General features: G+C 40.3%; 18 protein-coding genes, 1 tRNA gene and 2 pseudogenes. 8 read left to right on the top strand and 13 right to left on the bottom strand.

What is annotated here, in order from left to right; genetic code table 11:
• Positions 1–71 precede the first annotated feature (71 nt).
• From ihfA to H571_RS0106625, 3 genes are all read left to right on the top strand, one after another.
• Positions 72–368 carry an integration host factor subunit alpha gene (gene ihfA, locus H571_RS0106615; RefSeq protein ID WP_027848618.1) on the top strand — a complete coding sequence of 99 codons (297 nt, stop codon included), beginning with the start codon at positions 72–74 and terminating at the stop codon, positions 366–368.
• 122 nt (positions 369–490) lie between these two features.
• Positions 491–567 (top strand) — tRNA-Pro (locus tag H571_RS0106620).
• A 231-nt stretch (positions 568–798) separates the two neighbouring features.
• The gene (locus H571_RS0106625; RefSeq protein WP_027848619.1) at positions 799–1,554 is read left to right on the top strand and encodes a Fic family protein; all 756 of its coding nucleotides are present in this window, start codon (positions 799–801) and stop codon (positions 1,552–1,554) included.
• Positions 1,555–1,865: 311 nt separating this feature from the next.
• Here H571_RS0106625 and H571_RS14485 read toward each other — a convergent pair whose 3' ends face one another.
• The 8 genes from H571_RS14485 to H571_RS15890 form a co-directional block, all read right to left on the bottom strand.
• The gene (locus tag H571_RS14485; protein WP_211219768.1) at positions 1,866–3,209 is read right to left on the bottom strand and encodes a hypothetical protein; all 1,344 of its coding nucleotides are present in this window, start codon (positions 3,207–3,209) and stop codon (positions 1,866–1,868) included.
• Between the two features lie 8 nt (positions 3,210–3,217).
• Entirely contained in the window at positions 3,218–3,376 is a 159-nt protein-coding gene (locus H571_RS16005) for a hypothetical protein (protein WP_211219769.1), read from the bottom strand.
• A complete protein-coding gene (locus H571_RS15500; RefSeq protein WP_156887844.1) occupies positions 3,376–4,038 on the bottom strand; it encodes a hypothetical protein in 663 nt (220 codons plus the stop codon). The genes H571_RS16005 and H571_RS15500 overlap by 1 nt, the downstream gene beginning before the upstream one ends.
• 86 nt (positions 4,039–4,124) lie before the next feature.
• Positions 4,125–5,027 (bottom strand): hypothetical protein, encoded by a 903-nt coding sequence (locus H571_RS15505; protein WP_051168195.1) that lies wholly within the window; start codon positions 5,025–5,027, stop codon positions 4,125–4,127.
• A 254-nt stretch (positions 5,028–5,281) separates the two neighbouring features.
• Complete coding sequence (locus tag H571_RS0106645) at positions 5,282–5,527, bottom strand: hypothetical protein (protein ID WP_027848620.1); 246 nt, start codon at positions 5,525–5,527, stop codon at positions 5,282–5,284.
• 113 nt (positions 5,528–5,640) lie between these two features.
• On the bottom strand, positions 5,641–5,820 hold the full coding sequence (locus H571_RS14495) for an addiction module antidote protein (RefSeq protein ID WP_084482721.1): 180 nt from the start codon (positions 5,818–5,820) through the stop codon (positions 5,641–5,643).
• Positions 5,821–5,849: 29 nt separating this feature from the next.
• Complete coding sequence (locus tag H571_RS15800) at positions 5,850–6,002, bottom strand: type II toxin-antitoxin system RelE/ParE family toxin (protein ID WP_084482731.1); 153 nt, start codon at positions 6,000–6,002, stop codon at positions 5,850–5,852.
• Positions 6,003–6,348: 346 nt separating this feature from the next.
• The gene (locus H571_RS15890; RefSeq protein WP_156887845.1) at positions 6,349–6,519 is read right to left on the bottom strand and encodes a hypothetical protein; all 171 of its coding nucleotides are present in this window, start codon (positions 6,517–6,519) and stop codon (positions 6,349–6,351) included.
• A 158-nt stretch (positions 6,520–6,677) separates the two neighbouring features.
• Between H571_RS15890 and H571_RS0106670 the strand changes: the two genes are divergently transcribed.
• From H571_RS0106670 to H571_RS0106680, 3 genes are all read left to right on the top strand, one after another.
• A complete protein-coding gene (locus H571_RS0106670; RefSeq protein WP_156887846.1) occupies positions 6,678–6,881 on the top strand; it encodes a toxin-antitoxin system HicB family antitoxin in 204 nt (67 codons plus the stop codon).
• 334 nt (positions 6,882–7,215) lie between these two features.
• The gene (locus tag H571_RS16305; protein ID WP_425411350.1) at positions 7,216–7,404 is read left to right on the top strand and encodes a type II toxin-antitoxin system RelE/ParE family toxin; all 189 of its coding nucleotides are present in this window, start codon (positions 7,216–7,218) and stop codon (positions 7,402–7,404) included.
• 5 nt (positions 7,405–7,409) lie between these two features.
• Positions 7,410–7,712 carry a helix-turn-helix domain-containing protein gene (locus tag H571_RS0106680; RefSeq protein ID WP_027848622.1) on the top strand — a complete coding sequence of 101 codons (303 nt, stop codon included), beginning with the start codon at positions 7,410–7,412 and terminating at the stop codon, positions 7,710–7,712.
• Positions 7,713–7,969: 257 nt separating this feature from the next.
• Here H571_RS0106680 and H571_RS0106690 read toward each other — a convergent pair whose 3' ends face one another.
• The 3 genes from H571_RS0106690 to H571_RS0106700 form a co-directional block, all read right to left on the bottom strand.
• Complete coding sequence (locus tag H571_RS0106690; protein WP_027848623.1) at positions 7,970–8,998, bottom strand: toprim domain-containing protein; 1,029 nt, start codon at positions 8,996–8,998, stop codon at positions 7,970–7,972.
• A 76-nt stretch (positions 8,999–9,074) separates the two neighbouring features.
• On the bottom strand, positions 9,075–9,263 hold the full coding sequence (locus H571_RS0106695; RefSeq protein ID WP_027848624.1) for a hypothetical protein: 189 nt from the start codon (positions 9,261–9,263) through the stop codon (positions 9,075–9,077).
• Positions 9,264–9,265: 2 nt separating this feature from the next.
• Positions 9,266–9,598, bottom strand: coding sequence for a hypothetical protein (locus tag H571_RS0106700; RefSeq protein WP_156887848.1), 333 nt, complete (start codon positions 9,596–9,598; stop codon positions 9,266–9,268).
• 10 nt (positions 9,599–9,608) lie between these two features.
• Between H571_RS0106700 and tnpA the strand changes: the two genes are divergently transcribed.
• The gene (gene tnpA, locus H571_RS14505) at positions 9,609–9,974 is read left to right on the top strand and encodes an IS66 family insertion sequence element accessory protein TnpA (protein ID WP_051168196.1); all 366 of its coding nucleotides are present in this window, start codon (positions 9,609–9,611) and stop codon (positions 9,972–9,974) included.
• A 93-nt stretch (positions 9,975–10,067) separates the two neighbouring features.
• Here tnpA and H571_RS15810 read toward each other — a convergent pair.
• A pseudogene (locus tag H571_RS15810) lies at positions 10,068–11,228 on the bottom strand (IS3 family transposase).
• 154 nt (positions 11,229–11,382) lie between these two features.
• Here H571_RS15810 and H571_RS0106720 point away from each other — a divergent pair.
• Positions 11,383–11,730 (top strand): annotated as a pseudogene (locus H571_RS0106720) (IS66 family transposase); the annotation flags it as partial.
• A gap of 18 nt (positions 11,731–11,748) precedes the next feature.
• Here the strand turns inward: H571_RS0106720 and H571_RS15900 are convergent.
• The gene (locus H571_RS15900; protein ID WP_156887849.1) at positions 11,749–11,940 is read right to left on the bottom strand and encodes a hypothetical protein; all 192 of its coding nucleotides are present in this window, start codon (positions 11,938–11,940) and stop codon (positions 11,749–11,751) included.
• Between the last annotated feature and the right edge of the window lie 207 nt (positions 11,941–12,147).

A 12,147-nucleotide genomic window follows, 5' to 3' on the forward strand; every position in this document is an offset into this window, starting at 1 on the left:
ATGAGCAAGCACAACAAGCTTGTTCATCTGTTTGAATAGTTTCCGTGCAACACTTGCAAGGAGCGGAATACATGGGTGCACTGACTAAAGCAGAAATGGCTGAAAAGCTAATTGATGAACTAGGACTTACCAAACGTGATGCCAAAGAAATGGTTGATCTTTTTTTTAGTGAAATCAAAGACTGCCTAGCAGATAACGAACAAGTAAAAATTTCAGGCTTTGGAAATTTCGACTTACGAGATAAAAGTGAGCGACCTGGACGCAACCCAAAAACAGGTGAAGAAATTCCTATTTCAGCACGCCGTGTGGTTACTTTTAGGGCTGGTCAAAAACTTAAATCCAGAGTAGAAGCCTACCAAGGTGATTGAAAACACTCAAGTTTTTTAAAATAGCTTGCAAATAAACTAAACTTACCTATAATACGACCCGTTGAATCAGCAACCCCCTTAGGCTGAAGACACAGTAAAGAAACATAGCAATAGACAGATGACGGAGTGTGGCGCAGCTTGGTAGCGCACTTGCATGGGGTGCAAGGGGTCGTAGGTTCGAATCCTATCACTCCGACCAAAAAAGGCAGTAAAATCAAAGACTTACAGCAACTTAGCGTAGGTCTTTTTTTGGTTTAATGGTTTTCAATCTGTAGGCTAGACACTGGACTAGACACGATTTCTTGCTAGCCTCTGCACTAGACAAAATTGATTAAAATTCGATGGAAACCAACTAGCTTCTTAGCAAAAGAATAATGCTAACCTGCCGAAGCAACCTACTTCACCTTCGGTAACTTAAAGGATCTAAAGTATGCGTAGCTTCTCTATGCTCGACGCTCTAAAAGCCAAGCTAGACACCTACCGGCCTTTAGATGCACAGATCGTTAAAAACTTGCATGAGAGCCTTGTATTGCAGTGGACGTATCACAGCAATGCCATAGAAGGTAACACCCTCACCCTTAAAGAAACCAAGGTTGCTTTAGAAGGCATCACTATTGGTGGTAAAACAATACGAGAACATTTTGAAGCTATAAACCACCGTGATGCTATTTTTTTGGTGGAAGATTTAGTTACTAAGCAGCAGCCTTTAGATGAGTGGACGATTAAATCTTTACATCAGTTAGTACTAAAAAACATCGACACAGAGAATGCTGGTAGCTACAGAAGAGTAAACGTACTTATCTCTGGTGCAGAACACCGCCCTCCCCAAGCAATACAAGTAGCTGAACAGATGACGGCCTTTGTCGATTGGTACAATCAATCTGCACAGGCATTACACCCGATTGAAAGAGCAGCCAGAGTGCATGGTGAATTTGTGAAGATTCACCCTTTTGTTGATGGTAATGGACGCACTGCACGTTTGTTGATGAATCTTGAACTAATGAAGGCTGGCTTCCCTGCTACGGTAATTGAAGTTGACCAACGCTTGGCCTACTACCAATCATTAGATAAAGCGCACTGTACAGGCGACTACGATGACTTTATTAAGCTAGTAGCCCAAGCCACAGAAAAAAGCTTTGCACCCTACTGGTGGGCATTGGGGATAGAAGATAATTTGAAAGATTAAAGCATCCCCACCGCCACATGTAGTGGCGTACTTTCTTCTTGGTTCAAAATTGTTATGTCACCTCCTAGATTCAACTCTCAAGTGCAACTCATTAAGTTAGGATTGGAAGGCAAGCTGCTGTAGCATCTTATGCTTTTCAATCAACCAAGAATGAGAAGCAAACATGAGACACTACACACAGCTCACCAGAGAGCAACGATACCAAATATCTGCCCTGCTTGATGTAAGCGCTCCTCAAATAGTTAGTTCAGATCTCATAAAAAAGATACATTTTAAAATTACGAAGCCTACTTTATTTTGCTCTAAGGGTTCTATAGTTGGTTTTCTAATAGCTTTGCATATTCTTTATCTAGATGCTCATTAGCAGCATCAATATCAATATGCCCCACCTTGTACCAAGCACGTAGCTCTTTAATTGCCAAGGTACCGAACCTTGCCCACGCCAAAATATTGGAGCGCAACATAAACTGAACAATGTCACCGCCAGAGCGCAAACCAGCATCAACACCATCAACGAGACATAATGTTCCATGTGCTACTAACAACATGCGCCGCAACTCTGGATTATTAGCTGTTGGAATACATTCATTCCATTCTTTCTGATGATAAACCTTTTGTTTAAATGTCCAAGCTAAGCGAGTCATTAGTTCAGCTATAAGCACAGGTACTGCAAGAGCGACACCATGACGAAGGTCATACCCTTCCTCGAACACTTTAACGGCCACCTTAGCAAAAGTATCTCTATGCTGCCCAAAAGAACCAACATCTATAAATTGAAGTAATGAGTAGAAAGGTATCGGCACACCAGCTCCACGTCCTTTTGATCCAGAGGACCCAGCCATATCTGATGCTATATGACCTAGCCAGTTACAAAACCCAGCAAAAACTTTAGCAGGAAAATTGTTACCTTTTAATTCAAAGGTCTCAGTATCTATTGTAATTAACCGTCCATCACTTACAAAAGTTGATGTACTAGTAAATTGGTTAATGATAGAGAAAAGTAGACCGATAAGGTCAGGAGAGTGACCTAAACTTTTAATATGGTGGTTCTTAGGTGTAAGGTTTTTAACTTGGCCGCTAGTCCCCATTTTTTTATTTGGGGAGTTGGATAATGCTTGGTCGTAATTAACAGAGTAATTTCTTTCTAAGTAACCAACTGCACTTTTTACACTATTGCCTTCCGGATCTCTTGGCCCCTTCCAACCAAAAAGCTTAGACACCCCCATAACTGCACTATCAACTGTTTTATCAGCTGCTTCACCGATTTTACTAGTACCAGGCAACCCAATAAAAAAGACATCTACTAGCCCAGCTACCATTCCACATGTAGCTGCGATCATATAGTCATACTTATCACAGTTGGATTTTTTATAGGTTAAATCGTCGTTGATACGCTTAGTGATTTCTATACGTTGCGACTCAGTCATTAGTCGCGCGAAAGGGTCACCTTCCAGATTTACACCATTTTCAGAAGCATAGCTTCTGATTGAAGCTATGTAGCTCTCCCAATCTGCTTCATTATCATGCTCTAAAGCTTTTATAAGTGATATTTCATGACGAGCTGTAATGCCTTCAACATCAACATCTAGTGCAAGCTCAACCTCTAATTCTAAAGAGCAGTCGCCAGGGTCGTAAACAATTCCCTCTGCTGCCATCAATGCATCTAATTGTGCATCAAGTTCGTCAAAGTCATCAAGATTTTCACTTTGAATTTTTTTAATTCATTGATGCCTTGCTCTATTTCACCTAGCTTTTGCTCACCTTCTGTTTGTTGGTGTCTCTGAACTAGTAAAGCATCTGTTTGTTCCTTAAACTTTGTCATTAAGAAAATAATCCTTGGAGTTTACCTTTTACAGCAGACTGTGTACTTGAGTAATCTAGCAATTCAAAAAACTGCCCTAACTGCTCCATGTCTTTTACACTTCCATTCTTAACTAAACGGTACACTTTACTTTCTACTTCCTGACCATTTTTCTGTTCAGTTACAACTTCTTCTTTGTAGAAATTCATCACAAAATCATAATACTTTGATTTATCATGACTTTTTGTTAATGTTTTTAAACGTACAACATCTAAAAGCTCTGGCGATTTTAAACGGGTCTTTTCTGCTACAGCATTTTCATTTCTATCAGAAATAACTTTAGAAGCACGTATATATTGGGAGAGCTTTACAGATAATTTTGACAGTTTTTCCTTTGTAACATTCTCAGAAGCAAGTGCACGATTTAAGTCTAGTGAAAGATGGTTAATATCTTCAATCATCATATTGACCGCTAATTGACTCCCTCGAATAACTTCTTGAAGCATAATTTCACGGCGCTTATCACCTTCATCTACACCAGATCCCGTAAAGTGCTTCACTCCTTTATATGCCACAACACCTAAGATAACAGCAGCTCCAATACCAGTAGCCATACTGGATAACCCTAGTACGCCACCCATGCCGAGTGAAGCGAGTCCTGACGTCATTCCTGCTGCAGACATCCCCATTACTGAACCAGATAGATATACTGCACCAAGTGGTACTCCAACAGCACCTGCTTTTGCACTTAGCTCCTTAACGCTTTTAGTTATTGCAGTGTCAGTATAATTTCGATCAAGAATTTTTTATCGTTAACAATAGCCATTTGTGTTAACTCTACCTGCTCATCAGTCACCTGAAAAACATCACGATTTTTTTGAAGGAAATCAAAATCACTGGTCACGCTACTTGTCAAGGATGAGTTAATGCTTATAAGGTCCTTTACTAATGAGATATGTAGAGACTTACTCATTCCATCTGGTGCTTCGCTATCAATAGTGCCTACTAAATTACTAACAGGCTCTAGGTTTTCTAAACTGCTTAAGTATTGCCTTACTTCACTTCTTGCTTCAACACTTAACTTAAGCCGAGACATAAGCTGCATAATTTCTGCAAACTCAGCATCATCAACCTCGCCGTCATTTTCAAAAGCCATGTTCACAATTATTTTGAGATAAGCTACTTTAAGACTATCTGATAACTCTTCGATCGGCTGTAACTGATTCTGTTCCTCGTAACTCTCATAGTCACTAATCACGCTAGAAAGTATTTCGGCTAGTTTTTCAAGATTAACTAAAGAAGAGTACTTGGCTTCTATAGTTCTGCCATCCTTGGTTATTATTCTTAAATACTCACTTTTTTTCTCTTTTCCTTTATTGTTTGTTGTAACGTCCACTACAAAGTCAACTGACTCTATTTCTTCATAAAAAATTTCAACTGGCGATTCAAAAACCTCTTTGAATACAACCTTAAGACCAGTAAGAATAAAACCTTCTTTCGCACTACCAAAAGTCGTGTTATCACAAATACCAATTATCGATGTTGGTTCGCCATCAAACTTAAAGGCATTAACAGCATTATTTAATTTCTTTTGGTCAATATCTGGCGTTATCCACGTTTTATTACCCATTTCAGACAGTTTATCTTTAATGAACTGGTTAATTCCTGACATTGCATATTCCTTTGGTTTCTAGTTTACAAATCCAACAGATACTGTGGTTTTAATTTACACTTAAACTTTTTTACATTTGTTTACTAATTAAAGCAATAGATTAATTACTTAACATACGTCAATAAACCTGCTTTTTGGCACCTTAGTACCCATAAAATCAAGCTTTACGAGCTATCAATACTTTAGTCTAAATAAAGGGCTGTTTGTCTAACAACCCTTTTTAAACGAGAATCAATACCAGTTATTTCTTGGATTCAACTTGCTAGTGCAACAGCCTGTAATTCTTCAAATAATACTTCATATCCCCCTACCAAAGCACCGAACACCTCTCTTTGCCTGCTTAGGTATATGAAGTAACGCACAACTTCATTCAGGTTAGCCCAAGCAACGTCGTTGTTACGATCTACCAAACCTATCGCTAAAGTATTGTTACCCTCACCCTGCATTTTAACTGTGGATTTAATCAGCTCAGAAGCTTGTTCAGGCGCTTCTTCTTGCATACCCTTTAGATAGTCTGCCAGCGTTTAAGGCGATCGTATAGAAATGATGCAAGCCTGGGCAGATTATTTAGATAAGCTAAAAACAAATTGACATCTAGTTTTAAGGTGCATATTTAAGCTACCACTGTCATATCCACGTGCAATACACGCATCACTCGTGCAATCGTATCCCACTTAGGCTGCACTTTGCCGCTAAACGCTTTGTACAAGCTCTCACGATTTAATCCAGCGGCTCTAGCAACTTCAGTCATACCGTGATGCTTAGCTAGATACCTTAACGCATTTACAAACAACCCAGGGTCTTCATCATGGAAACATTCTGCTAAATAAAAATACGCATTTCACTCACGCCCTCACCAAAGTTTCCTTGTTCAGCCCTAACAATACGTATAGCAATAGCTCTAACTGCTTGACGGTCACTTTGCTTTTTTAGCCATTTATCAAACTGGTCGGTGCTTTTGATAGTATATCTCAAATGGCTCACTGTAGCCCGTAGGCTACGTTGAAGCAAGTTAGGCTACGTTGAAGCAAGTAATTGTAGGCAACCAAAAAAGCCCACATGATTTAACACCATAAGAAAATGGCCAACCATTTTAAAAACTCTTGCTGTGAGCTAGAAAGACTTACTTCCGTTTTTCTTACTGCAAATGAGGTGAGTAAATCAGGGATTTTGTACATTATGGTTGGGTAATTATTTTCTTGGTAAGCAGGGTTTAGCTTGGTTTAACAAATAACCCCAGCCGTGGCTGGGAATGAACTTAATATTCATTATTTTATTGAATGAAGTCATTCAATAGTTTATTGGACGCTCATAGCCAAATCTATACGCATCTACCTACTTCTTGTACCAAGATAGCGTGAGACTCCACCCCTAAAATCTCAGGACCTTTCTCAGGGTGGTGTGCTAGTTTTACCAGTCCGTACTCAACTGCCTTTTCGGCAACGTCTATACTTACAGACAAAGCGTGAGCTACTTGACTAACGTTATTCATGATTTTACCTATTCATAGAAACTAGCCCAAATTGGCTATTTTCATGGGTAGGTAATGCAAGGGTGATAAATGAGAATAAAGAGCGTATTGCAAACATTCCTTAAACAAGGCATTGTATGTTTGTGCTTCAAACATAGAAAAACAAAAGGAGTAAGAATATGTCTGATACCCCAAACCGTTACAGCCACATGGCTGGCAATCAGTACGCAAAAAAACACAACAGACCAGCTAACGATAGCCTTAGCCTTAGGTGTAATGAAAATGACAAATACCGATGGAAACTTGAGGCAGAAAGGGCAGGAAAATCACTTAATGGGTGGGTGATTGAAAAGTTAAATTTATCAATAGACCGTGTTACCTAAAAATATTGTTTTTTTGCTTTAAGTGAAAACTATTTCTATAAATTCAATAAGTTACAATCATATGCTTCAGGAAGGTTTTGCCTACTGTTAATTACCGCACAGGTAGCTAAAATATTCTACACTTCTTGATTATAGGGTTTAGCCTATATAGAATAGATGCTATATAGTTTAGGAGAAACCATGTGGGCCATAGAGACAACCGATACTTTTGATGAGTGGTTCGATACTTTGGATGATACTGATAGAGCCAACGTGCTAGCTTCGATGATGGTACTTCGAGACAGGGGGCCTAGGCTTTCAAGACCATACTCTGTACGGTTCATCCTACAGCAATATGAAAGAACTACGGGTCCAAAGCAAAGGAGATCCTCTCAGAGCGTTCTTTGCATTCGATCCAAAGCGTAAAGGAATTCTTCTATGCGCCGGTAACAAGACCGGAGATGAGAAACGGTTTTATGAAGTAATGATCCCAATTGCAGACCGTGAATTTGCGGCACACTTGGATAAATTGAAGAAGGAGTAAACGTTATGGCAAGAACTCTTAACCAAATGCTGGCAGCAGAAAAGCCTGAGGTTGTTGCCAAAGCACAGAAAGTGGCTACTGAGATGTTGTTGAATATCCACCTAGCAGAGCTTCGTGATCGCATGAATCTCACTCAAGGGGAAATTGCTGCTTCTTTGGGTGTGAGACAACCAACAATTTCCGAGATGGAGCAGCCTGGACGAGACTTAAAACTCTCCTCCATTAAGCGATATGTTGAAGCCTCTGGTGGCAAGCTGCGGCTCGATGTTGAGTTGCCGGACGGTACCCACTATGGCTTTTCTGTTTAACCCAATACGCCTCATTCATACCTCAACCATGCGTACTGCTCTAAAAAAAAGCCCACATGATCTAACACCATAAGAACAATGGCCACCCATTTTAAAAGCTCTTGCTGAGAGCTAGACAGTCTTAACTCCATTTTTCTTACCGCAAATGAGGTTGGCAAACCAGAGATTTTATACATGCGATTGTAATGATTTTTCTTGGTAAGCAGGATTTGTTGGTTTCAAAATAACCCCAGCCGTGGCTGGGGATGAATTTATACCTACTTAGGTAGGGATTGATAATAGTCTAGCCAATCAACGCTTTTAGCAGACTTAGGTACAGGCATTGGCGGCAATTTAATAATCACCTCAATACCTTCTTTACAAAGACGTTCTTGCAGTGCTTGTGCTGCTTTAAATCCAGTTTCAGATTTATCTAAATCAGCCCATACAACAACTTCTTTGATGTTTTCAGGTGGAACAAAACCAGCAAGATTTTGTGCATTTACTGTAGCCCAGCAGTGAGATTCACCCATTGCCATAACAGCTAAACTTGTTTCGATGCCTTCAGCTACATTTAAAGTAGTTTCAGGTTGCTCACCAAGTCTAACTGCACAACTAAACCACTTAACACCCTCCTTAGATGGCATCAATGTTTTAGCATTAGGTAAAACAGTATTTTTAGCGCCTTCACCGTCTAAATAAGTGCGATGTAGACTAATAGCCTGACCATCACCATTATAGACAATAGATAGTATTGCAGGTTGAACACCGAAATTAACGATAACACCCTCTACCTTTTGGTAAGTACGCATTACAGAATTTTGCCTAGCCTGGCTAGCCCAAACTTCTGCTAAGCCAACTGGCAGCCCTCTACTCACAACATACTTCTCAATAAGTGAAATATCATTCTGAGACGACTGCAACCAAGCAGCCCTAAGCCTTTCAGTAGCTTTATTTGCTTTTGCTACTGGTTTTGGCTTTGGCAGACGAGCAGTTTTTGCTTTCTTGGTAATTAAGCTAGGCTTGTCATCTAAAAGATCACGCACCTTCTTAACAACTTCAGAAACAGACATACCCGTGACAAATTCTAATGTAGCGAAACCATCCGAAAAGTTGCCACAGGTATTGCAAACACTACCGCCAGTTTCATGAAAGTCACGGTAAACCCTATAACCATCTTTACCACCGTGGACAGGGCAAGGCACATGGCTGCAATTTGAATTAATCGCATCAAGGGTGCTGGGTTCTATTGATGAAATAATATAACCCCAGTTACCTTTAGCTTTTTGCTTTAGCTTGCTTATCATAATGTACACCTATTCATAGTAACTAGCCCAAATTGGCAGTTTTCATGAGTAGGTAAGGCAGGCATGACAACGGCTATTAGTGAGGAACCTTCATGCTATCTTTTTCAAGAATTTCAATGTAACTATCAATGCCTTCCCTTACAGCTTTTAGCTCTTCTAGTGTTGCCTTCTGGTCTATGAAAAGTTTTAAGTCATCAGGGTTTGAAGGTAGTCTTTCTGCTAAAACTACACACTCAGTCCACTCTTTCTCATTTTTATCAGTCAAAATTATTCCTTAATGTTGTCAGTTGGTAAGAATTTTTCTCGTTTGCCAAATAAATGCTTAAAAATATCAATGTAGCTAAAGAAAACAGCTTTAATAAGCCAAATAAAGTAACCCAAAAAAACTACAAAAAAAGACTCTACCAGCTTAGTAAGTAGCGTAATAACAGGAGTAACCAGCAGTTTCACACCAGGTATAAGGCTTAGTATGCCTAAAGCCAGTATTCCGCCAGCTATGTAGAGAATTATAATTAACATCAGTGCAACGTAAGTGTTCATTCTAAGACGTTCTGCCACTTCAACAAATAATTCTCTACAGTCACTTTTTATAGTTAACAAGGTGACCTCCATGAAAAAACATCCTACTCCAGAGCAGTGGCAGACTCTAATAAACCAACACCGTAACAGTGGCTTGTCCATTAAACAGTTTTGCCAGCAACATAAACTAGCTTGCTCCTGTTTTTATACTTGGCGTAAACGACTCGCTGAACAAGCGACGCCTACTCAAGAGCCTTATCAGTCAATAGCAACCAAGCCTTCAGCTAGCCAAAAAACTAATTTTTTAGACTTATCCGCTTTAGTGGATGCTTCACCCTCGGCTAAACAGGGTTGGGATATCGTATTAAGTTTAGGGAATGGGGTTGAGTTGCGCTTGGCTGTATATCGAATCCACGGATATGCGTCAATCTTTTCAAGGCTTAAGTGCCCTCGTTAGAAGCCAGCTAAAGCTTGGAGCAGGGTCAGTTTCGAGTGCAGCCAACCAGCAAAGGCCAAAAACTATTAACGCCTGCCGGGCTGCATGTACTGGTCAAGCCCAAGTGGACACTTTTAATTGATAATTTTCATACTCAACTGGGGTCATATCACCATTAGACGTATGAAGCCTTTTTAGGTTGTAATATTTCATATACGCAGCAACATCGGCTGCCATAGATTCGTAAGTTGGGTGTTGAGCTTTGAGTATCCAGTCGTGTTTTAAACTGCCAAAAAAGCGTTCAACAACGGCATTGTCCCAACAAGCTAACATCGCCCATCGATTGTTTTATACCTAGCTTAGTCAACGCGTTTTTTAACTTCTTACTGGTGTACTGTGAGCCACGGTCGCTGTGGAAGATAACACCTTTTGGGTGCCCTCTAAGCCAATAAGCTTGCTTAACCGACTGTAAGACAAGGTCGCTTGTCATGCGTTTGTTAATAGACCAGCCGATGATCCGGCGAGAATACAAGTCCATAACAACGCTTAAATACATCCAACCTTGTCCGGTTCTTAAATAGGTAATATCGCCTGCCCATACTTGATTAGGTTGGGCTGGATTAAAATCCATACTCACCAAGTTAGGTGCTGCTAAGTGGCGCTCGTCACGCTTAGTCGTTACCTTGTAAGCCACTCGCTGCCGAACAACTAAACCAAGCTTACGCATAATTGTGCGTGTTTTATAACGGCCTATAAAATAGCCTTTTTTACGTAAAGCTTTCATCAGCTCACGGCTTCCTAAGCTGTAACGACTTTCTTTAAATAGTTGCTTAGCTTCACGGTATAACATCAGCGTATCATTAGTAATAAGCTGTGCTGGACGTTTTTCCCAAGCGTAATAGCCTGAACGACTTAAACCTAAAGCTTTACAACACAGGCTTACTGAGTAGCCTTCTTGCACCTTGGAATGAGCAAACTTAAAACCTACTTCATTTCCTTGGCGAAGAAGGCCGATGCCTTTTTTAAGATGTCTTTCTCCATTTTTAAACGCTTATTTTCAGCGCGGAGCTTTATCAGTTCGGTACGTTCGTTGTCGTTCAGCAGGGTGCCTTTAACCTGCTCTTCTTGTTGATTCTTCCAATTATAAATCTGGTTGGGGTTTACCCCGACCGCTTCAGCTGCTTCAGCAACGCTGTAACCTTGTTCTGTCACCAAGGATACAGCCTCTTCTTTGAACTCTTTAGAGTAGGTTTTATATTTACGCTTTTGATTCATCATTCACCTCAAGCTAGACTGGATCTATTGTCTCTCATTGAAGTGTCTATTTGAATTAGACCAGAACAGCAACTGTTAATTGATGGCATTGAAGTGCAAAAATACCGGCAATTTAAGCGTTTTAAAGGTGCATAAAAAACTTCTTCGACTTTAACGCAGCACCCTCACCAATTTAGTTAAACGCAGCATTGATTTATTGCGCCCCATCGTTGATGCCCAAACCGACAGCATTTTACGCAGTCGAGTGCTGGCAATGGATGAAACACCCATTAAAGCCGGTCACCAAAAGCGGCCTGGAGCACAAAAAGGCAAAATGAAATCCGGGTGGTTCTGGCCAATGTATGGCGATGCCGATGAAGTGGTGTTTACCTACTCAAATAGTCGAGGCAAGCTTCATATTGAACAAGTGCTGAAATCACAGTTCTCAGGCACGCTTATCAGTGATGGCTATGCCGCTTATGCACACTATGCTGCCGCACAAGAAAACATCACTCATGCCCAGTGACTAAACTCCATAAGCTTAAGTGCCTTGAGCTTCTTCTTTACGAAAATGCTCATCCAAAACCTTTTGATAATAAGCGGAGATTTCTCTCTTTTTTTGCCTTAATGCATCGATTTCTGATCTCGTCAGCGGTTCTAAAGCCGACAAGGTAGCTGGCTTCGTTGGCTGTGAGGGCTCTTGTGTGTATGCCAAAGGTTTGTTTGATTTCATCACTAAACCGCTCCTCAAGTAATTGAATGTGTTTTTTAACTGGCTGAAAGTCTTTAGATCGACCTGCATTGACCAAAACTATACTACCAGCAACTTGCCCACCGTTTAGTAGAATGTAATTAGCTAACTCAGCTAGTGTACCACCCATGCTTGTTACATCATCAACTGTAGTGGCATGAGGCTTCCTCTAGGGTGTAAATTGTTATC

Origin of the sequence: Marinospirillum minutulum DSM 6287 (assembly GCF_000422325.1) — a bacterium.
GTDB classification, from domain to species: domain Bacteria; phylum Pseudomonadota; class Gammaproteobacteria; order Pseudomonadales; family Halomonadaceae; genus Marinospirillum; species Marinospirillum minutulum.